This is a genomic window from Novosphingobium sp. LASN5T, from assembly GCF_003856955.1.
Lineage (GTDB): Bacteria > Pseudomonadota > Alphaproteobacteria > Sphingomonadales > Sphingomonadaceae > Novosphingobium.
Genome location: NZ_RQSI01000001.1, coordinates 241246 through 266594, shown reverse-complemented (window position 1 = coordinate 266594; position 25349 = coordinate 241246). Strand labels below are relative to the sequence as shown.

Here is a 25349-nt window from a genome sequence, read left to right as displayed (position 1 = left end):
GGCCAGCGCGGCCCGGGGCGCAAATCCTCACCGTTTGTTAACTTTAGGCACTGGCCAAAGCCAGTTTCCTCTGGCTATTTGTCCGCGGTGGAGCGGATTCCCGTAATCCGTTCGGGGTATTGCTGGGGGATACTGAACGATGGACGCCGCCAAGCTTGCGGACACGCTGGCCGCGCAAAGCCTGTTCGCCGATTGCGAGCAGGCGGAGCTATCCGACATCATCCGCCGCGCGCACCTGCGCACGTTCAAGCCGGGGCAGGAACTGATGGCGCAGGGGGAGGAGGGCGATACGCTCTTCATCATCCTCAAGGGGCTTGCGCGCGTCAGCATGGTGGCCGCGAACGGCCGGGAAATCATCCTCGACTATGCCGAGCCAGGCCATGTGCTGGGCGAGATCGCGTTCCTCGACGGCGGGGAGCGCACTGCCAGCGTCGAGGCGATCGATCCGACGGAGGCGCTGTGCCTGAGCCGCACGGCCTTTGCCGACATCATCGATCTGCACAAGGGGCTGGCGCTGCGCCTGTTGCGCGCCATGGCTCGCCGCCTGCGCCAGAACAACGCGGTGATCGAGGCGGACCGGGCCTATACCTCCGGTCCACGGCTTGCGCGGTTCCTGCTGCGCCTGATGATGGCGGAAAACGCCAACATCGAGGAAAACGGCGCCGGCGGGAAGCTCAAGATCGCGCTGAGCCAGGGCGAACTGGGCAACTTTGCCGGCATGTCACGCGAACAGATCAACCGCCAGCTTTCGGCCTGGGCCGAAAACGGCCTGGTCGGCCTGAAGGGCGGGCGCGTGACCATTCTCGATCGGCAGGCGCTGATCGACGTGGCCGAAGCCTGGTAGAGTTTCGCCCGATTCAAAAAGGGCGGCCCCCGAAGGGACCGCCCTGATTTCACGGCACCGGATGGAAGCGATCAAGCGGCGGCGCTGGCATCGCCTTCGATCACCTTCAGCGGCTTCTGTTCGCCGATCAGCACCTTCTTGGGCTTCATCGCTTCGGGCACTTCGCGCACGAGGTCGATGGTGAGCAGCCCGTCGGCAAGATCCGCCGCTTCCACGCGCACGAAATCGGCCAGTTCGAAGCGGCGCTCGAAGCCGCGATTGGCGATCCCGACATGGAGGAACTGACGGTCCTCGGCATCCGGCTTGGCACCCTTCACCACCAGCAGGTTCTGCTGGGCGGTGATGTCGATGTCTTCCGGCTTGAAGCCGGCGACGGCCAGCGTGATGCGGTAGGCATCCTCGCCACGGCGTTCGATGTTGAAGGGCGGATAGTTATCGCCGGCATTGGCGCGGGCCTGGCGTTCGAGCAGGTCGAACAGGCGATCGAAACCCACGGTGGTGCGGCGATAGGGAGTGAAATCAAAACGGTTCATGGCAATATCCTCTGTTGAGCAATCTGCACTCTCCCGCAGGAACCCGGTTCGGCGTTCCCTTGGACCTTGTGGTCATGCCCGCCAGCGCGGCGCATGACACGAAAATGGATGTGTGATAGCCCGGTTGAAATTCAAGACCCCGATGCGCATTTTCGCGTGCATGCAAACAGCGAAGGGCGCGTTCCCGGACGCGCCCGGACAAGAGGACATCATGGCCGGAACGCCCAAAGTCGATATCTACACCAAATGGGGTTGCCCCTACTGCGTGCGGGCCAAGGCGCTGCTCGAAAAGAAGGGCGTGGCCTTCGAGGAATTCGATGTGACCATGGGCGGCCCGAAGAAGCAGGAAATGCTCGCCCGCGCGCCCGCGGCAATGACGGTGCCGCAAATCTTCGTCGGCGAAACCCACGTCGGCGGCTGCGACGATCTCTATGCGCTGGATTCCGCCGGCAAGCTCGATCCCCTGCTGGGCCTCTAGGGCATGACCATGCCCGATGGTCCGGTGCGGGTTGCGCTGTTCCAGATGACCACCGGCATCGATCCCGCAGCCAATGCCGCGGCGATCGTGGATGCCGTGGGCCGCGCGGCGCACGGCGGCGCGGCAATCCTGTTCACGCCCGAAATGGCGGGCCTGCTCGACCGCGACCGCAAGCGCGCGACGCCGCATATCGTGGCGGAAGACGCCAATCCGGTGCTGGCGGCGGTGCGCGCGGCGGCGGCGCAACACGGCATCTGGGTGGCCATCGGATCGCTGGCTGTGCAGCGCGGCGGCGAAGCCATAACCGGGGAAGCCGCATCGGGCGAAGGGCGCTGGGCCAACCGTTCGTTCCTGATCGACGCCACCGGCGCGATCGTGGCGCGCTATGACAAGATCCACATGTTCGACGTCGATCTGGCCACGGGTGAAAGCTGGCGCGAATCCGCCGCCTATCGCCCCGGTGACAGCGTGGTAACGGCGGAAACGCCGATCGGCCGGCTGGGGCTGGCGATCTGTTACGACGTGCGCTTTCCCGCCCTGTTCGAGCAACTCGGTCGGCGGCAGTGCGATGTCATCGCCATCCCGGCGGCGTTCACCGTGCCCACCGGCAAGGCGCACTGGCACCTGATGCAGCGCGCCCGCGCGGTGGAAGCCAGCGCCTTCGTGATCGCCACAGCGCAGGCCGGACGGCACGAGGACGGGCGCGAGACCTACGGGCACAGCCTCGTCATCGATCCATGGGGCGAAGTGCTGCTGGACATGGGCGAGGAACCCGGCCTGGGCTTCGCCACGCTTGATCCCATGCGCATCGCCGAAGTGCGTGCGCAACTGCCCAGCCTCATCAACAAGCAGCCGATCCCGGCAGGGTGAACCGCGAGGCTCTTGCGGCGGGCCGCGAAATGCCTAAATCGGCTGTCATATGATCGTCTTTGATCTTGAGTGCCGCGATGGCGGGCATCGTTTCGAGGGCTGGTTCGGCTCGTCGGACGACTTCGCGCAGCAGCAGGCGCGGGGTCTCCTCACCTGTCCCACCTGCGGCTCCGGTGATGTCGGCAAGGCGGTGATGGCCCCGCATGTGGGGCGCAAGGGCAACCAGGTTCCGGCTCGGGTGCCGACCGACAAGGGCGCGGCCGTGGCCTCCGCGCCAGCGCCTGTAACGGCTGGCAGTTCCTCACCGCAAGTGATGGCGGGCGGAGGTCTTCCTCCCGAGGCGGTCGCCATGTTCAAGGCGCTGGCGACGATGCAGGCCGAAGCGCTCAAGTCCTCGAAATGGGTGGGCGACAGCTTCGCCGACGATGCGCGGGCGATGCACTATGGCGAAAAGGACGTGGAGGCGATCCACGGCCAGGCCACGCCCGAGGAAGCGCGTGATCTGATCGAGGAAGGGATCGAGATCGCGCCAGTGCTGTTTCCGATCGCGCCGCCCGGCGAAACCAACTGACGTCCCGCAACGCGCATTGGCGCAGACAGATCGCCATGTTGCGATCAAGCGCGATTGCCAGCGCGCACGAGGCCCCCTAAAGGGAGCGCGGGCGCCCGTAGCTCAGCAGGATAGAGCACCAGATTCCTAATCTGGGGGCCACAGGTTCGAATCCTGTCGGGCGCACCACTTTCAGCGCGAACCTTGACTTTTTCCGGCAAAAGCCCTAGGTTCCTTTTGCTATCGTCGCTTTCGACGGAATTTGACGCCGGCCACGGCTCTCCTTCCTTTGTCACGCTACCGGCTCCATCCGCGCTGTTGCGGGTGGGTTTTTCGTTTTCGTGAAAAGGAAACACACCATGCCTATCGGCACCGTCAAATTCTTCAATTCCGACAAGGGTTACGGTTTCATCGCGCCGGAAGACGGCGCGCCCGACAACTTTGTCCACATCAGCGCCGTCGAGCGTTCGGGCATGGCCACGCTGAACAAGGACCAGCGCGTCAAGTACGAGCTGGAAACCGACCGTCGCGGCAAGACGTCGGCCGTCAACCTGGAAACGGTTTGATCCCTTGGCCAAAGAGGATCTTCTGACACTCGACGGCCAGATCGATGAAATTCTCCCGGACGGCCGCTTCGGCGTCGTCCTGGAGAACGATCACCGGATCATCGCCTATACGGCGGGCAAGATGCGGAAATTCCGCATCCGCTCGATCGTGGGCGACCGGGTCAAGGTCGAAATGACGCCCTATGATCTGACCAAGGGACGCATCGTGTTCCGCGAAAAGGTCCAGAGCACGGGCGCGTTCCGCAAGCGGCGCTAACACTCAACTCAGGACGGCGCGCAATCAACGCGCAATATTGCATAACATATTCAAGGTATTCATGTTTTTTTCCAATTTGGTTTCCAGTTTTCCCCGGATGCGCAACCCGCATCCATCGATTGACCGCCATCGCGGTTTCGTACTCAGCCCCCGCCAGTCTCCGCAGCTGACCCGCCGCGAATTGCAGGCCGCGGTCATGCAGATGGTCGATTGACCTTCGTTCTTGCCGCCTGGCGCCGCTTGCGATAGCGGCGCGTCAGGCCGGTCCATTGGATTAGGGCTTGAATCCAATGGTTAAGTATGATTCTGTGACAGAATGAAGCGCCGCCGCCACAATCTGCGACTGCCCAAGGAAAGCCTGACCCAGACGGCGGCGCTGCTGGCGTTGCTGTTTCTGGGCGCCATGGGGCTGGCCGGGCCGAGCGGACTGCTCGCCTGGAGCGAGAACGCGCGGATGCTCGAACAGCGCCAGAAGGAAGTGGCGCAACTGACGGCGGAGCGCGATCATTTGCGTAACCGCGTCAACCTCCTCGATCCGCGCCACGCCGATCCTGATCTGGTGGGCGAGTTGCTGCGCAGCAACCTTAACGTCGCGCACCCTGACGAGCTGGTCATTCCGCACCAGTAATTCGCGACTTCGTTCGCCCGACGCGTGCTTGTTGACGCTTTATGCGGGGCAAGCGATGCGCTCTGCGCAAACTGGCCATGCCCATGAGGGCAGAAAAGTGCCACTTGCGGGCCTGAAACCAAGCGGGCATTGCGGTTCATATCGCGAGGCACTACCCGGCGGGTAATTCCACGTGCAAAGCGACCGGAAAAGAAACCCGGCATCAGGGGAACGAAATGGCTTGCTCGACCGGCACTGACGACGAAGATCTGGCGCGCGGCAAGGAGCCGGTGCCGCAGGAGGTGCAGGAAGCTATCCGCACGCTGATCCGCTGGACCGGTGACGATCCGGCGCGCGAAGGGCTGCTCGATACGCCCAAGCGCGTGGCGCGCGCCTGGCGCGAATATTGCCAGGGCTATGCCGACGATCCGGCCATCCACCTGACGCGCCAGTTCGAGGAAGTGGGCGGCTACGACGAGATCGTGCTGCTGAAGGACATTCCCTTCCAGTCGCATTGCGAACACCACATGGCGCCGATCACCGGCAAGGCGGCGATCGCCTATCTGCCGAGCCGCAAGGTCGTGGGCATTTCCAAGCTGGCACGCGTGCTGCACGGCTTTGCCCAGCGCCTGCAGATCCAGGAACGGCTGACGGCGGAAGTCGCGCAATGCATCTGGGACAACCTGCATCCGCAGGGCGTGGCCGTGGTGATCGAGGCGCAGCATGGCTGCATGACCGGCCGTGGCGTGCGCACGCCGGGCGTTGGCATGGTGACCAGCCGGATGCTGGGCTGCTTCCTAGAGGATTCGCGCAGCCGCAAGGAAGTGCTGAGCCTGATGGGCTACTGATCGGGCGCGCGAACATTCCCATCAGGGCTGTCGATGGCGCAGTACAAACCCGTGATGACCGTGCCGGACCTCCAGGCCTTTTTGCTGCGTGCGTTTCCGGAGGAAGCGCACGCGCGTATCGGCGTGGTCTCAGACATTGCCCCCGGTCTGGCCCGCATGCACCTCGATCCGGGCGGAGAAAGTCTGCGGCCCGGTGATCTCGTGTCCGGACCGACACAGATGGCGCTGGCGGACGTGGCCGCCTACGCGGTGGTGCTGGCCCACATTGGGCCGCAGGCTATGGCGGTCACCAGCAATCTCAATATCGCGTTCCTGCGCGGCGCTCGGCGCGCGCGGGTCATCGCGGAAGCGCGCCTGCTGAAGCTGGGCCGGCGGTTGGCGATGATCGACGTGCGGCTGTGGCAGAGTGATCCCGACGAGCCCGTCGCGCAGGCGATAGTCACTTACGCGCTGCCGGGGTAGCCCTGAGCCAGACAAAATACATTACAATTCCAGGGCTTTGCAGGTGCGTCGGGCGCACTAGGTTTGTCTCCGTCACCGGCGAAAAAAGAGGCCGGGGCATTGCAGGAGACCGAACCATGAAGGCATTGTGTATCGCCGGGCTGTTGTCCGGCGTAGGGCTGGCCACGCCCGCCATAGCAACAGCACCGGCCGCGCCCGATCACGTCGAACGTATCGAGCATCGCGGCGGCACCGTCGAGGCGCGCTATCAGGTGATGACGCAAACGGTGCAGCGCCAGGTCGGCGCGCCAGGACCGGGCGGCCGCATGGCCTCACTGCGCTGTGTGTGGAGCGTCGATCTCACCGTTCGGCGCGAAGCGCGCTTGCCTTCGGGCGCGCTCGCAAGCCGGCAGCTTGAGCGGCCGCGTGTGCTCACCGGCACGCGCGCGGGATGGTGCAAGGGGCAGGAATCCGCGATCGCCGGAGAAGTGGCGCGGCGCACCGACCAGCTGCGCGCCGAAATGCTCGCCGCCGCGCGGGAAGATCGGCAGGAGGTGATCGCGGACGCCGAGCGATTGCACGCGGGGCATCGGGAAGGCTGATGGCGATCCGCGCGACGATACTGGCGGTGCCGGCCCTCATGGCTGGTGTTGCGACCGCGCAGGCGCAGGGTATGCCCTCGTTCGGGGTGGAGGCGACGACCGACGAGGTTCGTCGCGGACTGAGCTGGAGCGAGGGCAAGGCAAGCGCTTCGGCAGACGCTGCGGTTTCCCTCGCGGGTTTCGACCTGTCCGCGCGAATGGCGGCCACGCGCGGCGCGGCGCGGCATCTGGGAGCGGATGCCGTGGCCGATCTGACGCTGGCACGCCGCTGGACGATCGGCCTGTTCGACGTGAGCGCGCTGGTTTCCGGGCATCTGTTCGCGGGCGCGGCCGATGCCGCTCACTATGCCGAACTGGGGCTGGGCGCCAGCTATGCGCTGGGGCCGGCGCGGATCGGGGCCGGTGCGCGCTATGCCCCGCGGCAAAGCGCGATCGGCGGCGACAACCTGTACTTCTATGGCGATGCCGCGCTGGGTATTCCGGCAACACCGTTCAGCCTTTCGGCCTCGCTCGGCCATTCGCGGGGTAGCGTGCGCGATCCCGCGCGCGCGGCGCGGCTGCGACCGCACGGGGCCTATACCGACTGGCGGATCGGCGCGGACTATGCACGGGGTCCGCTGCTGGTTGGGCTGGATTATACAGGGACCGATGTGAAGGACGCAGCGCCCGGCGGGCACGCGGGCGACCGGGTGATCGGGCGCGTGCGGCTGTCGTTCTGAAGGACCCGCGTTCTAACGGTCGGCGAAGCGTCCGGCCCTTCCCGCACGGGGGAAGGGCCGGAAAGCGCTCAGAGGTTTTCGAGCATGTATTCGGCTGAGCTGACCTTGAAATCGCCCGGCGCTTCGACGTGGAGCTGTTCGACCACGCCATCGTTCACCACCATCGAGAAGCGCTGGCCGCGCGTGCCGAGGCCGAAGCCCGAGCCATCCATGGTGAGGCCCACGGCCTTGGCGAAATCGCCATTTCCGTCCGCCAGCATGGTCACGTCGGGCGAGCCGCTGGCCGCGCCCCACGCCTTCATGACGAAGGGATCGTTAACCGCCGTGCAGGCGATTTCATCAATGCCCTTGGCCTTGAGATCGGCGGCCTTCTCGACGAAGCCCGGCAGGTGCTTGGCCGAACAGGTGGGCGTGAACGCGCCGGGAACCGAGAACAGGGCGACCTTCTTGCCCTTGAAGTAGTCGGCGCTCTGCACCGCTTCCGGGCCTTCCGCCGTGGCCTTGACCAGCTTCACGTCGGGCAGCTTTTCTCCAACCGCAATCGTCATCCCCAATGTCCTTTCTTCTGGATGTGCCGCCCGGACCTGTCGGCCGGGTCTATGACAGCAGGGAGGATATAGGCCAGCCGCAAGACGGTGCAACACAAGCGCAAGCGCGGGCGAGAAATTTCGTCGGTGGGGAAGGGCGTCCCGCCCGGTCCTGCGCGGTTTGCGGGTTTGCGTTCTTTCGAGACGTTAATGCAGCCATATAAAGTTTCCTTTATATTGCGTCCGCTCGTGCAAGCGGCTAAGGCGGCGGCAGACCCGCCAACCTGTCGGCCGCTATCGTGTGGTCCGGCGGGCGGGCTTGAACTCATCCAGGAGAATGCTTCGTGGCCAGCGTGCTCGATGCCGAAAAGGACTATGTGATCGCCGATATCGGGCTTGCCGACTTCGGCCGCGCGGAAATCGCGATCGCCGAAACCGAAATGCCCGGCCTGATGGCGCTGCGCCAGGAATTCGGCGCTGCACAGCCGCTCAAGGGCGCGCGCATCACCGGATCGCTGCACATGACGATCCAGACCGCCGTTCTCATCGAAACGCTGGTGGCGCTGGGCGCCGACGTGCGCTGGGCCACCTGCAACATCTTCTCGACCCAGGACCACGCCGCCGCCGCAATCGCCGCCGCCGGCATCCCCGTGTTCGCGGTGAAGGGCGAAAGCCTGGCCGACTACTGGGATTACGTCGGTTCGATCTTCGACTGGGGTGATGACCAGACCGCCAACATGATCCTCGACGACGGCGGCGATGCCACCATGTTCGCGCTGTGGGGCGCGCGCGTCGAAGCCGGCGAAAAGCTGTTCGAGCCTTCGAACGCCGAGGAAATCGAGTTCGTCCGCGCGCTCACCGCGTTCCTCAAGAAGAAGCCCGGCTACCTCACCCAGTCGGTGAAGGCCATCAAGGGCGTTTCGGAAGAGACCACGACCGGCGTCCACCGCCTGTACCAGATCGCCAAGGACGGCAAGCTGCCGTTCCCCGCGATCAACGTGAACGATTCCGTCACCAAGTCGAAGTTCGACAACCTCTATGGCTGCAAGGAATCGCTGGTTGACGCGATCCGCCGCGCGACCGACGTGATGCTGGCCGGTAAGGTCGCCTGCGTTGCCGGCTTCGGCGATGTGGGCAAGGGCTCCGCCGCCTCGCTGCGCCAGGGCGGCGCGCGCGTGATGGTCACCGAAATCGATCCGATCTGCGCGCTGCAGGCGGCGATGGAAGGCTATGAAGTCGTCACCATGGAAGAAGCGGTCACGCGTTGCGACATCTTCGTGACGGCGACCGGCAACGAGGACGTGATCACCGCCGAGCACATGAAGGCGATGAAGCCGATGGCGATCGTCTGCAACATCGGCCACTTCGACAGCGAGATCCAGATCGCCGCGCTGTCGAACTACAAGTGGACCGAAGTGAAGCCGGGCACCGACCTCGTCGAGTTCCCCGACGGCAAGCAGATCATCGTGCTGGCCAAGGGCCGGCTGGTGAACCTGGGCTGCGCCACCGGCCATCCCAGCTTCGTCATGTCGTCCAGCTTCACCAACCAGACGCTGGCGCAGATCGAACTGTTCACCAAGTCTGACCAGTACAAGAACGATGTCTACGTGCTGCCCAAGCACCTCGACGAAAAGGTGGCCGCGCTGCACCTCGAAAAGCTGGGCGTGAAGCTGTCGAAGCTCTCGCCCAAGCAGGCGGCCTACATCGGCGTTTCGGAAGCGGGACCGTTCAAGCCGGATCACTACCGCTACTGACCCGTCGCCGCTACGGCGGCCAGGCGATGTGGAAATGCTATACGGCCCCCCAGCACGGCTGCGGGGGCCGTTTTCGTGGGAACCGCCTTGCGGCTTCGCACGATATGGTGGCTTTCGCGGCGCTCCTCACCAGATTTGAAGTGCGTGCCGGTTGTCATCGGCGCAAGGCCCGCATAGCGAGGGGCGGATGCTTCTGAACCAGACCGTGCTGGTCATCGTGGGACTGCTGGTTGCCGCATGGACCGTTGCGGCCGGCTGGGCCGTGCTTGTCGCGCGCGCGCGGGCGCGCAAGGCGGAAGCGCATCACCGGCTGGCGCGCCGGCTGACGCGGATGGTGGACGAATCGCCCGCTCTGCCGCTGCTGGTGCGGGCCGACGGGCGGATCGAGGGGCCATCGCGGCTGGCGGGCTGGCTGGGCCTCGATGCCATGCCGGGCTATCTTTCCGAACTCGATGCCGGCGATGCCAGCGATCGCGGCCTCAACGAAGTGCAGCTTTCGCAGCTGAGCGATGCCGTGCGCCGCGCGCAGAAGACCGGCGCGGCGTTCCGCATGGTGCTGACCCCGCGCGGCGGCACGCGCTGCCTGGCGGTGCGCGGGCATCTGGCGGACCCGCAGGTTTCTCCCGGCGGCTCCGCGCTGGTGTGGGTCTTCGATTTCAGCGACAGCGAGGCCGAACTGCGCAAGCTGCGCGCGGAGGCGGCCGGGGCGCGCGCCGATTTCGCCGGCCTTTCCGGCTTGATCGAGGCGGCGCCGCTGCCGATGTGGTTTCGCGGCCCCGACATGGAATTGCGGCTGGTGAACAGCGCCTATGTGAAGGCGGTGGGGGCCAAGAGCGCGGACGATGTCGTCACGCAAGGCATCGAATTGATCGAGCCGGCCGACGGGCTGACCGCGGCGCAAGTGGCGCGGCACGTGCTGGCGCGCAAGGCGCCGGTCGAACGCATCGTGTCCGCCACGATCGGCGGCCAGCGCCGCTCGGTGCGGGTCAGCGACTTGCCGCTGGGGGATGAAGGCGTCGCCGGCTATGCCGTGGACATCGAGGAGCTGGAGGAGCTGATGCGCCAGTTCCGCCGGTTCCGCGAAGCCCAGCGCGAGATGCTGGATACGCTGTCCGCCGGCATCGCGCAGTTTGACGACCGCCGGAATCTCGTTTTCGCCAATCAGCCGTTCCTGCGCATCTTCGGCGTGCCGCAGGCGTGGGTGGCCGATACCCCGCCGTTCGACCGCGTGCTGGATCGCATCCGCGATGCCGGGCGCCTGCCCGAAGTGCGCGATTTCCCCGAATGGCGACGCGAACGGCAGGGCTGGTTCCTGGCACGCGATCCCCGCGAGGAATCGTGGCACCTCCACGATGGCACGCACTTGCGCGTGGTGGGCCAGCCGATGCCCGATGGCGGGCTGCTGATGATCTTCGAGGACCGCACCGAACAGCTCCAGCTTTCGGCGACGCGCGACACGCTGCTGCGCACGCGCACAGCCACCTTCGACAACCTGTTCGAAGCGCTGGCCGTGTTCGCGCCCGATGGCCGGTTGCAGCTGTGGAACCGCCGCTTCGTGGCCGAATGGGGGCTGGAGGACAGCTTCCTCGATACCCACCCGCGCGCGGACGTGCTGCTCACCCGCATCGCCCAGCAATTGAAGCGCCCATCGCAAGTCGGCACGATCGGTCAGGTGATCCAGGCGGCGACGCTGGAGCGCCGCCAGCGCAGCGGGCGGCTGGCGCTGGCCGACGGGCGCTATCTGGAATTCGCGGGCGTGCCGCTGCCCGATGGCAACGGACTGCTGACGGTGCTGGACATCACGGATTCGCAGAAGGCCGAAACCGCGCTGCGCGAACGCAATGCGGCGCTGGTGGAAGCCGATGCGGTGAAAACGCGCTTCATCGCCAACATGAGCTATGAATTCCGCACGCCGCTGACCTCCATCGGCGGGTTTGCCGAACTGCTGCAAAGCGGTATCGCCGGTGAACTGACGCCGCAGGGCCAGGAATACGTGGCGGCGATCCTCGCCTCGGTCGAGCGGCTGGGCGAGCAGATCGAGAACGTGCTCGACCTGTCGCAGAGCGAGGCTGGCACGCTGCCGCTGGCGCGCGATCCGGTGAAGATTTTTCCCCTGCTGACCGGCGTCGTCAAGGAACGCTCGGACCGGATTTCCGCCGCGGGCTTGTCGCTCGACTTGCGCGGCAATGCCTCGGTCGGCACGGTGACGGGCGACGCGCGGCGGCTGGCGCGGGCCTTTGGCCAACTGGTGGATAATGCCATCGCCGCCACGCTGGAGGGCGGGCGCATCCTGATCGAATGCACGCGCCAACGCCAGGGGGTGCGGGTGGTGATCTCTGACAATGGCGGCGGCATGGAGCCGGCGGTGCTGGCGCGCGCGATGGAGGGCCTGAAGGTCACGCCCGATGGCCGCGCGGCGGAGCGGCGGCAGGGACTGGGCCTGCCGCTGGTGCGGCAACTGGTGGAAGCGCACGGCGGCACCATCGAGCTTCTGTCCGAACCGGGGCAGGGCACCGCCGCGATCGTGGACCTGCCGTGAGCGAGCGCGTTCCCCTGCCCGATATCGCCGCGACCGAGGCGCTGGCCGCGCGGATCGCCGGGCGGTTGCGGCCCGGCGACGTGGTGGCGCTTTCGGGCGGGCTGGGCGCGGGCAAGACCACGCTGGCGCGCGCGGTGATCGCCGCGCTGGGGCACGAGGGCGAGGTGCCTTCGCCCAGTTTCGCGATCATCGAATGCTACGATCCGCCGACGGTGCGCCTGCCGCTGGTGCACGCGGACTTCTATCGGCTGGAAGACCCTTCCGAAGTGGAGGAACTGGGGCTGGATGACTATCGCATGGGGGCGGCGATGCTGGCCGAATGGCCCGAACACGCCGGGGGCTTTGCCCACGAGCGCGGTTGCCTTTCAATCCTGTTGGAATCGGCGGAAAGCGGGCGCGCGGCCATTGTCGAGCCGGGTCCGGATTGGATAGAGCGCGGATCATGGACCTGACGATACCCGATGGCGTCCCCGTTGGCGTCGAAGCGTTTCTGGCCGAAGCCGGCTGGACCGGTGCGACGATCGATCCGCTGCCCGGCGATGCCTCGTTCCGCCGCTACTTCCGCATTCGCGGCGGGGCTGGCGATGCGATGCTCATGCACGCGCCACCGCCGCAGGAAGATCCCGCGCCGTTCCTGCGCGCGGCGAAGTGGCTCGATGCCAACGGGTTGCGCGCACCGCGCATTCTGGCCGAACGGGCGGAGGAGGGCTTCGTCCTGCTCGAAGACTTCGGCGACGTGCGGATGCGCGAATATGTCGAGGCCTGGCCGCAGGACGAGGAGGCGGTCTATCGCGCCGCGATCGACGCGCTGCTCAAGGCCGGCACGCTCCCCGCCGGGCCGTTCCCGCCCTATGGCATGGCGGAGTACTTGCGCGAGACCAAGCTGTTCACCGACTGGTTCTGCCCCGCGCGCGGGCTGCAGGTCGACGCGCGCGGCTGGGCCGCGGCGTGGGAAGAGGTGCTGACGCCGCTGCTGGCCCGGCAGGGCGAGGGCGTGACGGTGCTGCGCGATTACCACGCCGAAAACATCATGCTGCTGGGCGGTACGGGCAATCAGGGTCTGCTCGATTTCCAGGACGCGCTGGCGGGTCATCCGGCCTATGACTTGGTCTCGCTGTTGCAGGACGCGCGGCGCGACGTCAGCGCCGAACTCGAAGCCGCGATGTTCGACTATTACGTCGAGCGGGCGCGGCCGGGCGACGATTTCCTGGCCGATTACGCCGTGCTGGGCGCGCAGCGCAATGCCAAGATCGTGGGGATTTTCGTGCGCCTGTGGAAGCGCGACGGCAAGCCGCGCTACCTTGGCTATATCCCCCGCGTGTGGGCAATGCTCGAACGCGATCTGGCGCACCCCGCGCTCGCGCCGGTGGCGCGCTGGTTCGATGCGAATATCCCGGGCGAAGTGCGCGCGGCGGGCGGCGGGGTGTTTTTGGTATGACCAAGCCTCTCGCCAGCGATGTGGCCATGGTCATGGCCGCTGGCATCGGCAAGCGGATGCGCCCGCTTACCGCGACGCGGCCCAAGCCGCTGGTGCGCGTGGCGGGCAAGCCGCTGATCGACTACGCGCTCGACAAGCTGGAAGAAGCCGGCGTCGCGCGCGCGGTGGTCAACGTCCATTACCTGCCCGATCAGATCGAGGCCTATCTCGAACAGAGGCAGCACCCCGCGATTTCGATCTCGGACGAACGCGATGCCCTGCTGGAAACCGGCGGCGGCATGATCCGCGCCCTGCCGTTGATCGATGCCGATCCGTTTTTCTGCGTGAACAGCGACAACATCTGGCTCGATGGCCCGCGCAACGCCTTCGGCGCGTTGAGCGATGCGTGGGACCCTGAGAAGATGGACGCGCTGCTGCTGCTGGTGAACCATGCGCGCGCGTTCAACTATCAGGGGCTGGGTGACTTCCATCTCGATCAGGAAGGGCGGATCACGCGCCGCCGGCCCGGCCGGATCGCACCGTTCATCTATACCGGGTTGCAGATCGTCTCCCACCGCCTGCTGCGCGACGCGCCCGAAGGATCGTTCTCCACCGGCGTGCTGTGGAACCGTGCCATTGCCGAAGGGCGGCTTCATGGCGTGTCGCATACCGGGCTGTGGTACGAGGTTGGCGAGCCGCAGATGATCGCGCCGACCGAGGCCGCGCTGACCCGGATGTGACGCGGCGATGAGCGAGAGCCAATGAGCGACAGAACGCCGCGAACGGGGCCGAAAGTCTGGTCGATCGCGGCGCACCGGGGCTTTGCCGACGCGCTCGTCGCCGGACTGATCCCGCGCTATCGCGAGGACGGCTTCGGGCTGGCCCGGCTGTTGCTGCTGCTGCCGAGCCGCCGCGCCGTGCGCACGGTGACCGAAGCTTTCGTGCGCGCCAGCGGGGATGGCGGGCTGCTGCTGCCGCGCATGGCGGTGGTGGGCGATCTCGATCTGGACGAGACGCTGGGGCCGCTGCTCGATCCGCTGGGGCCGGGCGCGGCAGTGCCGTCGGCGAGCGATCCGGTGTTCCGCCTGCTGCGCATCGCGGAAATGCTGCGCGCCGAACCGGAGACGGGCAATCTGGGCGAGGCCGGCCTGCTGCGGCAGGCGCGGTCGATTGTGCGCAGCATGGACCGGATGGCGGTGGAGGATGTCGCGCCCGAAAAGCTGCTGGACGAAGCGGTGATCGGCGCGGTGGGCGATCTTTCCCAGCACTGGACGGACAGCACGCGGCTGTTCGCCGAAGTGCTGTTCCGCTGGCGCGCCGAACAGGAGGCGCGGGGCGAGATCGACGCGCCCGAACGGCGCAACCGCCTGCTCGATCACGCGGCGCGGGCATGGCGGGACCAAGCGCCGGCGCATCCGGTGATCGCCGCCGGGGTCACCTCGGCCGCGCCCGCCATCGCTCGCCTATTGCGCACCGTGGCCGACCTGCCGGACGGCGGCGTGATCCTGCCCGATCTCGATCTGGCGCTGGAGGAACCGGTGTGGGACGCGCTGGGCGCGGCGGGGATGCCGGAGGAACCGGGCGGCCCGCCGTTCGCGCGGGGCGATGTGGTGACGCACCCGCAGTACCACCTCAAGCTGTTGCTCAACCGCATGGGCGTGGCGCGCGGCGAAGTGCAGCCCTGGCACCGCGCCGGGCTGGCCGCGGCCCCGCCCGAACGCAGCAGGGCGATTTCCAACCTGTTCCTGCCGCCCGAAGCCAGCACGGTGTGGGTGAGCCTGCCGGCGGAGCGGCGGCGGCTTTCGGGCGTGCGCACGATGGAGACCGCGCATCCCGAGGAAGAGGCGCAGGCGGTGGCGGTGCTGATCCGGCAGGCGCTCGCCGAACCGGAACGGCGCGTGGCGCTGGTGACGCCGGACCGGGCGCTGGCGGTGCGCGTGGTCGCGCATCTGGCGCGCTGGAACATCGCGGCGGACGATTCCGCCGGCCGCCCCCTGCCGCAGACCCCGGCGGGGCGGCTGTTCCTGCAGATCGCCGAGGTCATGGCGGAGCGGGCCGCGCCGGTACCGCTGCTGGCGCTGCTGGCGCATCCGCTGGTGATGGCGGGCGAAGGGCGCGCGGCGTGGCTGGAACGGGTGCGCCAGCTCGATCTTGTGCTGCGCGGGCCGCGCCCCGGGCCGGGGCTCGAAGCCGTGCGCGCGGCGGTGAAGGAGCAGGACCGGCGCTATCCGGGCCTGTTCGACTGGTGGGACGAGGCGGAGGCGCTGCTGGCCCCGCTGCTGCTGTTCGATGGCGCCCTGCCGCTGGGCGCGGCGCTGGCGCTGCTCGCCGAAACCGCGGAGGCGCTGTGCGGCGAGGGCATCTGGGCGCAGCCGGACGGGCGCAGCCTGTCGCAGTTCGTGCAGCAATGGAGCGATGCGGCCGGCGAGGTGGTGCTGGAGACCGATCCTGCCGACCTGCCCGTGCTGCTGCGCGACGCGCTGGACGAGGTGGCGGTGCGCCCGCCCTATGGCGGGCATCCGCGCCTCGCGATCTACGGCCTGCTCGAAGCGCGGATGAGCCGGGCGGACCTGGTCATCTGCGCCGGGCTGACCGAGGGCACCTGGCCCGGCGCGCCCGCGCCCGATCCGCTGCTGGCGCCGCCGGTGCTGCGGATGCTGGGCATTCCCGGCGCGGATTTCCGCATCGGCCTGACCGCGCACGATCTGGCCGCCGCGCTGGGGGCACCCGAAGTGGTGCTGAGCCATGCGCAGCGCGATGCCGCCGGACCGGCGATCCCTTCGCGCTTCCTGATGCGCATCCGCGCCATGCTGGGCAAGGAGCTGCGGCACGAGCACGACGCGGTGCGCTTTGCCCGCGCACTGGACGATGCGCCGCCCGCGCCGCCCTATCCCCGGCCCGAACCGATGCCATCGGCCGAACAGCGCCGGGTGCCGATCGCGGTCACCGCGCTCGACCGGCTGCGGGGCGATCCCTACCAGTTCTACGCCTCCGCCATCCTGGGCCTGCGCGCGCTCGATCCGATCGACGCTGATCCCACGCCGGCGTGGCGCGGCACGGCGGTCCACGCGATTCTGGAGGCATGGCACGATGCCGGCGCCCCGCCCGGCGAACTGATCCCCCTGGCCGAACGCGCGCTTGCGGAGATGAGCGCGCATCCGTTCATGCGCGGGTTGTGGCGGCCGCGCCTGCTGGCCGGGCTGGGCTGGATCGAGGTGGAGCAGGAGCGCCTGCGGGGCGAGGGGCGCGAAGTCCTTGCCTGGGAGGAAAAAGGCGAGATCACCGTGGACGGCGTGCGCATCCATGGCCGCGCCGACCGGATCGACCAACTGCCCGACGGGACGCTGGCGGTGGTCGACTACAAGACCGGCACGCCGCCATCGGCGCGGATGGTAGAAGAAGGCTTCGCGCTCCAGCTCGGCCTTGTCGGCCTGATCGCGCAGGGCGGCGGGATCAGGGGCGTGAGCGGTACGCCGACGCGGTTCGAATACTGGTCGCTGGCGCGCAACCGGGAGCGCGATTTCGGCTTCATGGAGGAGCCGGTGCCGGAAGGCCGCCGCAAGTCCGGCATTCCGCGCGAGGAGTTCCTCGACCGCACACGGGAGTATCTGGAAGAAGCGATCGCGCGATGGATAATGGGCAGCGATCCGTTCACGGCGCGGCTCAATCCCGATCTGCCGGGCTATTCGGACTATGACCAGTTGATGCGGCTGGACGAATGGCAGGGCCGCGGCCGCGCCGGGGACAGGCCATGAACGGGGAGCAGCCAAGCCGCGTCTATCCGCTGAAGGACAACCAGGCGCGTGCGGTCGATCCGCGCCGCACCGTGTGGCTCAGCGCGTCGGCGGGCACGGGCAAGACGCAAGTGCTGTCCGCGCGCGTGTTGCGCCTGCTGTTGCAACCCGGCGTCGAGCCGGAGCATCTGCTGTGTCTGACCTTCACCAAGGCCGGCGCGGCGGAAATGGCGACGCGCGTCAACGAGGTGCTGGCCAGCTGGGTGCGCCTGCCCGAAACCGCGCTGGCCGAACAGCTGATCGCGATCGGTGCGGACTATGGCCCCGAAGCGCTGGCGCGCGCGCGCAGCCGGTTCGCGGCGGTGCTCGATTGCCCCGGCGGTGGCCTGCGGATCGAGACGATCCACGCCTTCTGCCAGTGGCTGCTCTCGGCCTTCCCGGTGGAAGCGGAGCTGATGCCCGGCACCCGCGCGATGGAGGACCGCGACCGCGCGCTGCTGGTGCGGCAGGTGCTGGCCGACCTGCTGGTGAGCGCGGGGGAACAGGGCGACGAAGCGCTGCTCGATGCGCTGTCCGACCTCAGCTTGCGGATGGCGCAGGATCAGGTCGAGGCGTTCCTGCTGCGCTGCGCCGGCGCGCGTGATTTGTGGTTCGGAACCGGCGCGTGGCAGCCGCCGCTGCGCCCGCGCATCAATCGCGCGCTGGGGCTGGACGCGGACGAGGATGGAGCGGGCCTTGCCGCGCTGTGCGCAGACGATGCCTTCGATGTGCGATCGGTGCGGCGGTGCATGGAAGCCAACGCGGAATGGGGCACGAAGAGCGGGATCGAGACCGCCAATGCCTTGGGTAACTGGATCGCGCTGCCGCCCGAACGGCGGCTGGAAGCGCTGGACCTCCTGGCGGAGCAGTTCCTGACCAAGGCGGGGCAGCCCCGCTCGACCACCAACATCGCCAAGAAAGCGCCGGACTATCCCGAATATGCCGCGCGCGTGATCGGCTGCCTCGAAGCGGTGCGCGAACGGCGCGCGCTGGTGGCGCTGGCGACGATGCTCGATCCGGCGCTGACGCTTGGCCGCCGCTTCGCCCTGGCGTGGGACGAGGCCAAGACGCGCGAAGGCTTCATCGATTTCGACGACCAGATCCGCACCGCCGCCGCGCTGCTGACCGAGAAGGCGAGCGCGGAGTGGATACGCTTCAAGCTCGACCGCCGGTTCGACCATATCCTTGTCGACGAGGCGCAGGACACCAACGCGGCGCAATGGCGCATCGTGCTGGACGGGCTGGTGGCGGACTTCTTCGCCGGCGAGGGCCTGCACGGCGACGCGCTGCGCACGCTGTTCGTGGTGGGTGATTACAAGCAGGCGATCTTCCGTTTCCAGGGCACCAGCCCGGAGAACTTCGCGGCGGCCAAGGCGCGGGTGGAACGCCAGCTGCGCGATGTGGCGGACGTGCTCGACGACCGTTCACGGACGCTGCTGGGGCTGGGGCTGGGGCGGTCCTACCGCACCTCGCAGTCGGTGTTGTCGTTCGTCGACCGGGCGATCGCGCATATCGGGCCGGACCGTTTCGGCCTTGCAGAGCCGCCCGAACCGCACGTGGGCGAGGAACGGCCGGGGTTGGTCACGCTATGGCGGCCGGTCGGGATGGCGGCCGACGGCGAGGACGAGGACGCGCCCGAAGCCGGGGAGGAGGGCGCGGAAGGCTGGCTCTCGCGCCCTGATCGCGATCTGGCGGACCGGCTCGCGCGGCAGATCAGGGCGTGGCTGGAAAACGGCTTCCCGCTGGCCAAGGGCACGCCGCGCTTCGCCAACGCGGGCGACATCATGGTGCTGGTGCGCAAGCGCAAGGAACTGGCCGGGCTGATCGTGGCGCGGCTCCATGCGCAGGGCGTGCCGGTGGCGGGCGTGGACCGGCTGCGGCTGGGCGCGCCGCTGGCGGTGAAGGACCTTGTCGCCGCGCTGCGCTTCGCCGCGCAACCGTGGGACGATCTCAGCCTTGCGGGCCTGCTCGTGTCCCCGCTGATAGGGTGGACGCAGGAAGACCTGCTCGAACATGGCTATCGCGGGGCAGGCACGCGGCTGTGGGATCACCTGCGTGCCAGCGAGGGGCCAAAGACGCACGCCACGATGGAGCGGTTGCGCGCGCTGCTGGCGCGGGCGGACTACGAAACGCCGCAGGCGATGCTGCACTGGCTGCTGCTGGGGCCGTGGCAGGGCCGGCGCAAGCTGGTGGTGCGGCTGGGCCGGGAAGCCAACGATCCTATCGACGAACTGCTTAACGCCGCGATGGCCTATGCCGCCGGCAACGTGCCGAGCCTGACCGGCTTCCTCCAGTGGTTCGACGCGGGCGAGGGCGAACTGAAGCGCGAGGCGGGCAAGAACGAGGGGCTGGTGCGGGTGATGACCGTGCACGGCTCCAAGGGCTTGCAGGCGCCGATCGTGATTCTGGCCGATGCCGCCGACGATCCCGATGCCTCGCCCGTGCGCGGGCTGGAGGTGACCGAAAGCATGCTGGGCGAAACCCGCAAGGTGCCGTTGCCGCCGCTGCGCAAGGAAGAAAAGGCGGGGCCGGTGCGCGAGGCCGAGGCACAGGCCGCGCGCGAGGAGCGCGAGGAGCACTGGCGCCTGCTCTACGTGGCGATGACCCGTGCCGAGGAAGCGCTGTTCGTCACCGGATCGCTGGGTGGGCGGCGCAAGGAGATTCCGCCGGAAAGCTGGTACGCGGTGCTGGAGCCGTTGTTCGGCGCCGACGAATGGATCGCGGACCCGCTGTGGGAAGGGCGCCGGCAACTGGGCGCGCCGGCGCCTGCGCCCTCCGTTGGCGCTACGCCAGCGGTCGCCGCGCCGCGCGAGGTGCTGCCCGCCGTGCTGCTTCAGCCGATCGGCCCCGAACCGCGCCCGCCGCGTCCCCTCGCACCATCGGCCATGGGCGAGGACGACGCGCCCGATCCGCCGATCCGGCCGGGACCGGGCGCGTTGCTGGCGGCGCGGCGGGGCACGCTGGTTCATAAGCTGATCGAGCGCCTGCCCGAACTGCCGCGCGAGCGCCGCCGCGATGCCGCGCTGAACTGGCTGGCGCGGGCGGGCGGAGAGTTCCTGCCCGAAGATTATGCGGCGATGGCGCAGGCGGCGCTGGCCGTGCTCGATCACCCGGACTGGCAGGACGTGTTCGGGCCGGATTCGCTGGCCGAAGTGCCGCTGGCGGCGGTGGTCGAAGGGCGCGTGGTGACGGGCACGATCGACCGGCTGATCGTCCGCCCGGACCTGATCCGCATCGTCGATTTCAAGACGGCGCGCCGACCGCCCGCGCGAATCGAGGAGATTCCGGCGGCCTACCTGCGCCAGATGGCGGCCTATGTCGCGGCGCTGAAGGTGATCCATCCCGGCCGCCGCGTGGAAGCCGCGCTGCTCTATACCCACACGCCGCAACTGTTCGCCTTGCCGGAGGCGCTGCTGGCGGCGCAGAAGCTGGACCTTTCCCCCGCGCAGGAATCCTTTTCCGCGTGATCTGTTGTTTCAAGACAGGGACCGCCTAGATTGGCGGCCAAGACCAGAAGGAGTTACCGATGTCCACCAAAGCCGTCACCGACGCCAGCTTCGCCGCCGACGTTCTCGAATCCGACAAGCCCGTGCTGGTCGATTTCTGGGCCGACTGGTGCGGCCCGTGCAAGATGATCGCGCCGGCGCTGGAAGAGATCGCCGAGGAACTGGGCGACAAGCTGACCATCGCCAAGATGGACATCATGGAAAACACCGGCATTCCGGGCGAAATCGGCGTGCAGTCGATCCCGCTGCTGGTTCTGTTCAAGGATGGCAAGCCGGTGGCGCAGAAGCTGGGTGCCGCGCCCAAGAGCCAGCTGAAGGGCTGGATCGAAAGCGTTCTCTAAACCCGACGAAAGTGCCCTGAATCGTCATTGCGAGGGGCGAGGCCCCGCGGCAATCCAGAGCGGCACGCCGGACTCTGGATTGCTTCGCTCACGCTCGCAATGACGGGGCGGGGTACGCCGGGGTTTACTCGGCGGGCAGGGCGTTCAGCCTCTCCGCCATGGCATCCCACAGCGCGGGCGTGGCCGCCGCGATCAGGCCCGGCTCCAGATGGCGGTCCAGCAGGTAGGGCGAACCATCGGGCCGCGCGGCCTTGCCACCGGCTTCGTTGACGAACAGCACGCCCGCCGCGTGATCCCACGCCAGCGTGCGTTCGAAGATCGACAGGTCGTTCACGCCCAGCACGATGCGGGGGTACTGCTCCGCCGCGCAGCGCGGGATGTCCACCAGCGTATAGTGCGGTGCGATATGCTGGCGCATCGCCTCGCGCTTGTCCTTGTCCACGAATACCAGCGAGATCGCGGCGACCGGCGGTTCCTGCCCGGTCGCCTGCGCCATCACGCGCTCGCCGTTCACCCACGCCCCCTTGCCGCGATGGGCGATGCACAGCCGGTCGATCAGCGGATCGTAGATCCAGCCCGCCACGGTCTCGCCCTTTTCCGCCAACGCAATCAGGATCGCGAACGGAGGCTTGCCGGCTGCGAAATTGTTGGTGCCGTCGAGCGGGTCGATCACCCAGCACAGGCTGTCGCCCAGCCGGTCCATCAGCGCCGGATCGGCATGGCTGCCCTCTTCGCCCACGATCGCGGCTTCGGGCAGGATCTTCGCCAGCCCTTCGATCAGCAGCGCCTCGCTTTCGGTATCGGCGATGGTCACGACATCGTCCGCCGCCTTGGCCACGATCTGGTGATCGGCAAGCTGGCGATAGTGCCGCAGCAGCGTGCGTTGGGCGGTATCGCGCATCAGCGCGGCGACGGCGGTGTCGAGAGCGGATTCCGTCATGAAAGTCCTTCGGCGCGCGAACGCGGGTAACGGGGAAGATCGTCAGCCGGCTTCGCCCAGGGGATGCGGCTGGCGTAGAACATATGGAATCTCGGCGTGACGCGTTCGGGATGATCGAGCGTGGCAAGGCTGAAATCGGCGGTCGCGGGGGCGGACGTGTCGCGCATCAGTAGCGGCGTTCCGCAGGCGCGGCAGAACCAGCGTTCGCCGCTTTCGCTGGACGATGCCCTCCCGATGGACGCAAGGCCCTGTTCGACCACGAAGGCATCGGCCGGGACGGAAGCGAAGGCCATGGCCGGGCTGCCGGAATTGAGCTGGCAGGTGCGGCAATGGCACCAGCCGGCGTCGGTCGGCGCGCTGGCCAGCCGGTAGCGCACCGTGCCGCACAGGCAGCCGCCGGTCCAGTCGCCGCTCCCGTCCCCGCTCATGTCAGCGGGATCATGACCTGGCTGGCATAGCCGGGACGTTCGCGCAGCCGGGCGTACCATTCCGCCACGTGCGGCACATCGGGGCGCGGTACCGCGATGCTGTAGAAGGTGTGGGCATAGACGCCCATCGGGATGTCGGCGATGCCGAAGCGGTCACCCGACAGCCACGGGCGCGTGGCGAGTTCGCCGTCGAGGATGCGCATCATCGCGCCCGAGGCTTCGGCCGAGCGGGCGACCGCCGGATCGCTGGCGTCCTTGCCTTGGCGCACGCACCCTAGGAACGCATCGCGCTGCGCGTCGGCGAAATGGAACTGCCAGTCCATCCACTTGTCGCCCATTGCGCGGATGGCGGGATCGTTGCTACGGAACGACGGGGCATGGCGATCCGCCAGATAGCGCAGGATCGCGTTCGATTCCCACAGCACCAGATCGCCGTCCTCGATCGTCGGGATCATGCGGTTGGGGTTCTTGGCCAGGTATTCCGGCGTGAAGCCGAACGGGCCGCCCATGTCGATCCGGCGGTGCGGCAGGTCCATCTCGATCGCGGCCCACGCCACTTTCTTGACGTTGTGCGAATTGAGCCGTCCCCAGATCGTGAGCATCGCGGGTCAGCTCCGGTAATCGGCGTTGATCGAGATGTAGCCGTGCGTGAGATCGCAGGTCCACACCGTTGCGCTGCCATCGCCCAGGCCGAGATCGACCTCGATGCCGATCTCGCGGCCCCTGAGATGCGCGGCGACCGGACCTTCGTCGTAATCGGCGAGCGGCTGGCCTTCCTTCGCCGCCCAGGTGCCGCCGAAGCCGATCGACAGCCGGTCGCGGTCGGCCGGTTCGCCGGCCTTGCCCACGGCCATGACCACGCGGCCCCAATTAGCGTCCTCGCCGGCGATGGCGGTCTTGACCAGCGGCGAATTGGCGATGGCCAGACCCACGCGGTGCGCGCTTTCGTCGCTGACCGCCCCGGTGACGTGGACGGTAATGAACTTCTGCGCACCTTCGCCGTCCCTGACGACGAGATGCGCCAGTTGGCGGCACACGTCCTCCAGCGCGGCGGCGAAGGCATCGGCGCCGGCGCTGTCGAACGAGGCCAGCGGCGCGTTGCCCGCCTTGCCGGTGGCGAAGGCCAGCACGGTATCGCTGGTGGAGGTATCGCTATCCACGGTGATGCAGGAAAACGTCCTGCGGTTCGCCGCCGAAAGGAGTTCCTGAAGGAAGGCCGGCTCTATCGCCGCATCGGTGAAGACATAGCCCAGCATCGTCGCCATGTCGGGCGCGATCATGCCTGAACCCTTGATGATGGCGCTCAGCGTGACCTTGCTGTCGCCGATCATCGCCGTGGCGGTGGCGCCCTTGGCGAACGTATCGGTCGTGCCGATGGTGCGGGCGGCGTCCTCCCACGAACATTCCGGTGCGGTGAGCGCGGCCTCGACGCCGGCGCGCGCCTTGTCCTTGGGCAGCGGTACGCCGATCACCCCGGTCGAGGAAACGAACACCTGCTCCTTCGCGCAGCCGAGATGGTCGGCGACTTGCGCCATGATCTGCTCCACCGCCTCGCGTCCGCGATAGCCGGTAAAAGCATTGGAATTGCCGGCATTGACCACCAGCGCGCGGCCCAGGCCCTGCGCGATATTGGCGCGGCCAAGCTCGACTTCCGAGGAGCAGCAGACGTTGCGGGTGAACACGCCCGCTACCGAGGTGCCCTCCGCCAGCTCGACATAGGTCAGATCGCATCGGCCCCAGTCCTTGTAGCCGGCGCGGGCGACGCGCGGCGTCACCCCGGCGATGGCCGGAAGGGCGGGAAAAGGCGTGGCGAGCGGAGAGACGGCGTCGGACATAGGCCAAGCGGTTAGCCCCCGGCCACGCTGATCGCAAGCCGCCGGCGCGTGTTTTCGATGCCCGATGCCGATGACCGCTTTGACGCTTTACCCGAAGGAAAATTCCGGGCACGGAGGCGGCCATGCGTATCAAGACCCTGCTGCTGACCGCCATGACTTCCGTTGCCTGCGTGAGCACCGCGCAGGCCGCCGCTCCCAAGGGACCGACGCCGAGCAACAACCCTGGCACCTGGATCGGGGCGGACGACTATCCGAAGGACGCGCTCGCGGCGGGCGCGGAAGGTGCGGTCGCGTTCGATGTGACGGTTGGCGCGGACGGCGTGCCGACGGGCTGCACGATCACGACGGGCAGCGGCTCCGCCGCGCTGGACGAAGCCACCTGCCGCCTGGTTTCCACGCGGGCGCGGTTCAATCCCGCGACCGACGCCGGGGGCAAGGCGGAAGCGGGTCACTACCGCAACAAGATTCGCTGGGTTCTGCCCGAACAGACGCAGCCCGTGCTGATCGTGCCGCGGGCCGGCCCGTGGATGTGGTCGCGCGATTGCCGGGTGCAGGCGGATGGCGATCCGGCGGCCGCGCTGCGGGTGATCGCCAGCGCCACTTGCAACTGAGATTCACCCTGGAGGCATTTCGCAGCGGTTCGGCATGGACGGATCGCGCGCGAGATACTATCTGACTTCGCACATGCGCCTGTTGCTCGCCCTTCTTGCCCTGTTGACGGGGCTGTCCTTCCCCGATGTCGCGTTGGCGACGTCGCGGATGGAAGTGGCGGATTCGGGCGTTTCGGTGGCGGTGGCCTCGCCTGCCGCGCCGCGTGCGCAAAGCTGCGCCGGGCAGGGCGGGGAAGCCCCGCGCAAACGTTCGACGGTGCAGCGCAAGATGCTGCGCCTGCCCACGGTGGCGCTTGCGCGGACCTGCGGCATCCTGCTTTCGGATCGCGGGCGCGAATAAGCCGCGCGTTTTCGGACCCGCTTT

At 67.8% G+C, this 25349-nt stretch carries 27 protein-coding genes and 1 tRNA gene; 22 read left to right on the top strand and 6 right to left on the bottom strand.

The annotated features are described in order from the left end of the window. The first annotated feature begins 139 nt into the window (after window positions 1-139). Window positions 140-844, top strand: coding sequence for a Crp/Fnr family transcriptional regulator (locus EH199_RS01305; protein ID WP_124807469.1), 705 nt, complete (start codon window positions 140-142; stop codon window positions 842-844). A 71-nt stretch (window positions 845-915) separates the two neighbouring features. On the opposite strand, the gene EH199_RS01300 is transcribed toward EH199_RS01305, so the two are convergent. Next, window positions 916-1377 (bottom strand): Hsp20 family protein, encoded by a 462-nt coding sequence (locus EH199_RS01300; protein WP_124807468.1) that lies wholly within the window; start codon window positions 1375-1377, stop codon window positions 916-918. A 211-nt stretch (window positions 1378-1588) separates the two neighbouring features. On the opposite strand from EH199_RS01300, the gene grxC reads away from it, so the two are divergent. From grxC to EH199_RS01245, 11 genes are all read left to right on the top strand, one after another. Continuing rightward, window positions 1589-1855: a glutaredoxin 3 gene (grxC, locus tag EH199_RS01295; RefSeq protein ID WP_124807467.1), complete on the top strand. Its 267-nt coding sequence runs from the start codon at window positions 1589-1591 to the stop codon at window positions 1853-1855. Between the two features lie 3 nt (window positions 1856-1858). Continuing rightward, on the top strand, window positions 1859-2725 hold the full coding sequence (locus tag EH199_RS01290; RefSeq protein ID WP_124807466.1) for a carbon-nitrogen hydrolase family protein: 867 nt from the start codon (window positions 1859-1861) through the stop codon (window positions 2723-2725). Between the two features lie 49 nt (window positions 2726-2774). Further along, window positions 2775-3296 carry a DUF1178 family protein gene (locus EH199_RS01285; protein ID WP_124807465.1) on the top strand — a complete coding sequence of 174 codons (522 nt, stop codon included), beginning with the start codon at window positions 2775-2777 and terminating at the stop codon, window positions 3294-3296. Between the two features lie 91 nt (window positions 3297-3387). Beyond that, window positions 3388-3464, top strand: a tRNA-Arg gene (locus EH199_RS01280). 170 nt (window positions 3465-3634) lie between these two features. Beyond that, window positions 3635-3841: a cold-shock protein gene (locus EH199_RS01275; RefSeq protein ID WP_124807464.1), complete on the top strand. Its 207-nt coding sequence runs from the start codon at window positions 3635-3637 to the stop codon at window positions 3839-3841. Window positions 3842-3845: 4 nt separating this feature from the next. Then, the gene (gene infA, locus EH199_RS01270) at window positions 3846-4097 is read left to right on the top strand and encodes a translation initiation factor IF-1 (RefSeq protein WP_124807463.1); all 252 of its coding nucleotides are present in this window, start codon (window positions 3846-3848) and stop codon (window positions 4095-4097) included. A gap of 316 nt (window positions 4098-4413) precedes the next feature. Beyond that, window positions 4414-4725 carry a septum formation initiator family protein gene (locus EH199_RS01265; protein ID WP_124807462.1) on the top strand — a complete coding sequence of 104 codons (312 nt, stop codon included), beginning with the start codon at window positions 4414-4416 and terminating at the stop codon, window positions 4723-4725. Between the two features lie 215 nt (window positions 4726-4940). Then, window positions 4941-5552, top strand: a complete 612-nt coding sequence (gene folE, locus EH199_RS01260; protein WP_124807461.1) for a GTP cyclohydrolase I FolE — start codon at window positions 4941-4943, stop codon at window positions 5550-5552. A 33-nt stretch (window positions 5553-5585) separates the two neighbouring features. After that, complete coding sequence (locus EH199_RS01255; RefSeq protein WP_124807460.1) at window positions 5586-6014, top strand: PaaI family thioesterase; 429 nt, start codon at window positions 5586-5588, stop codon at window positions 6012-6014. Window positions 6015-6130: 116 nt separating this feature from the next. Beyond that, on the top strand, window positions 6131-6595 hold the full coding sequence (locus tag EH199_RS01250; protein ID WP_124807459.1) for a hypothetical protein: 465 nt from the start codon (window positions 6131-6133) through the stop codon (window positions 6593-6595). Beyond that, window positions 6595-7314: a TorF family putative porin gene (locus EH199_RS01245; protein ID WP_124807458.1), complete on the top strand. Its 720-nt coding sequence runs from the start codon at window positions 6595-6597 to the stop codon at window positions 7312-7314. Before EH199_RS01250 ends, EH199_RS01245 begins: the two co-directional genes overlap by 1 nt. A 68-nt stretch (window positions 7315-7382) precedes the next feature. Here EH199_RS01245 and EH199_RS01240 read toward each other — a convergent pair whose 3' ends face one another. Continuing rightward, window positions 7383-7862 (bottom strand): peroxiredoxin, encoded by a 480-nt coding sequence (locus EH199_RS01240; RefSeq protein WP_124807457.1) that lies wholly within the window; start codon window positions 7860-7862, stop codon window positions 7383-7385. A gap of 323 nt (window positions 7863-8185) precedes the next feature. Between EH199_RS01240 and ahcY the strand changes: the two genes are divergently transcribed. The 8 genes from ahcY to trxA all read left to right on the top strand — a co-directional run bounded on the left by ahcY (window position 8186) and on the right by trxA (window position 21171). Next, window positions 8186-9595, top strand: coding sequence for an adenosylhomocysteinase (gene ahcY / locus EH199_RS01235; RefSeq protein ID WP_124807456.1), 1410 nt, complete (start codon window positions 8186-8188; stop codon window positions 9593-9595). Window positions 9596-9782: 187 nt separating this feature from the next. Further along, on the top strand, window positions 9783-12134 hold the full coding sequence (locus EH199_RS01230) for a PAS domain-containing sensor histidine kinase (RefSeq protein ID WP_124807455.1): 2352 nt from the start codon (window positions 9783-9785) through the stop codon (window positions 12132-12134). After that, window positions 12131-12586 carry a tRNA (adenosine(37)-N6)-threonylcarbamoyltransferase complex ATPase subunit type 1 TsaE gene (gene tsaE / locus EH199_RS01225; RefSeq protein WP_124807454.1) on the top strand — a complete coding sequence of 152 codons (456 nt, stop codon included), beginning with the start codon at window positions 12131-12133 and terminating at the stop codon, window positions 12584-12586. Before EH199_RS01230 ends, tsaE begins: the two co-directional genes overlap by 4 nt. Next, window positions 12577-13572, top strand: a complete 996-nt coding sequence (locus tag EH199_RS01220; protein ID WP_124807453.1) for an aminoglycoside phosphotransferase family protein — start codon at window positions 12577-12579, stop codon at window positions 13570-13572. Before tsaE ends, EH199_RS01220 begins: the two co-directional genes overlap by 10 nt. Continuing rightward, window positions 13569-14291: a nucleotidyltransferase family protein gene (locus EH199_RS01215; protein ID WP_124807452.1), complete on the top strand. Its 723-nt coding sequence runs from the start codon at window positions 13569-13571 to the stop codon at window positions 14289-14291. The genes EH199_RS01220 and EH199_RS01215 overlap by 4 nt, the downstream gene beginning before the upstream one ends. A 21-nt stretch (window positions 14292-14312) precedes the next feature. Further along, window positions 14313-17306: a double-strand break repair protein AddB gene (gene addB / locus EH199_RS01210; RefSeq protein ID WP_124807451.1), complete on the top strand. Its 2994-nt coding sequence runs from the start codon at window positions 14313-14315 to the stop codon at window positions 17304-17306. Next, entirely contained in the window at window positions 17303-20791 is a 3489-nt protein-coding gene (gene addA / locus EH199_RS01205) for a double-strand break repair helicase AddA (protein WP_124807450.1), read from the top strand. The genes addB and addA overlap by 4 nt, the downstream gene beginning before the upstream one ends. 59 nt (window positions 20792-20850) lie before the next feature. Next, window positions 20851-21171 (top strand): thioredoxin, encoded by a 321-nt coding sequence (gene trxA, locus EH199_RS01200; RefSeq protein ID WP_124807449.1) that lies wholly within the window; start codon window positions 20851-20853, stop codon window positions 21169-21171. A gap of 124 nt (window positions 21172-21295) precedes the next feature. Here trxA and EH199_RS01195 read toward each other — a convergent pair whose 3' ends face one another. From EH199_RS01195 to argJ, 4 genes are read right to left on the bottom strand one after another with little or no spacing between them, the layout of a single operon-like run. Further along, entirely contained in the window at window positions 21296-22111 is an 816-nt protein-coding gene (locus tag EH199_RS01195) for an inositol monophosphatase family protein (protein ID WP_124807448.1), read from the bottom strand. Continuing rightward, on the bottom strand, window positions 22108-22539 hold the full coding sequence (locus EH199_RS01190) for a GFA family protein (protein WP_124807447.1): 432 nt from the start codon (window positions 22537-22539) through the stop codon (window positions 22108-22110). Before EH199_RS01190 ends, EH199_RS01195 begins: the two co-directional genes overlap by 4 nt. Next, window positions 22536-23141 carry a glutathione S-transferase family protein gene (locus EH199_RS01185; RefSeq protein ID WP_124807446.1) on the bottom strand — a complete coding sequence of 202 codons (606 nt, stop codon included), beginning with the start codon at window positions 23139-23141 and terminating at the stop codon, window positions 22536-22538. Before EH199_RS01185 ends, EH199_RS01190 begins: the two co-directional genes overlap by 4 nt. A gap of 6 nt (window positions 23142-23147) precedes the next feature. Continuing rightward, window positions 23148-24374 carry a bifunctional glutamate N-acetyltransferase/amino-acid acetyltransferase ArgJ gene (gene argJ / locus EH199_RS01180; protein WP_124807445.1) on the bottom strand — a complete coding sequence of 409 codons (1227 nt, stop codon included), beginning with the start codon at window positions 24372-24374 and terminating at the stop codon, window positions 23148-23150. 122 nt (window positions 24375-24496) lie between these two features. Here argJ and EH199_RS01175 point away from each other — a divergent pair, with 122 nt between their 5' ends. Together EH199_RS01175 and EH199_RS01170 are read left to right on the top strand one after the other, a co-directional pair. Then, on the top strand, window positions 24497-24985 hold the full coding sequence (locus tag EH199_RS01175) for an energy transducer TonB (protein WP_124807444.1): 489 nt from the start codon (window positions 24497-24499) through the stop codon (window positions 24983-24985). Window positions 24986-25019: 34 nt separating this feature from the next. Next, window positions 25020-25325, top strand: a complete 306-nt coding sequence (locus EH199_RS01170) for a hypothetical protein (RefSeq protein ID WP_124807443.1) — start codon at window positions 25020-25022, stop codon at window positions 25323-25325. The last annotated feature ends 24 nt before the right edge of the window (window positions 25326-25349 follow it).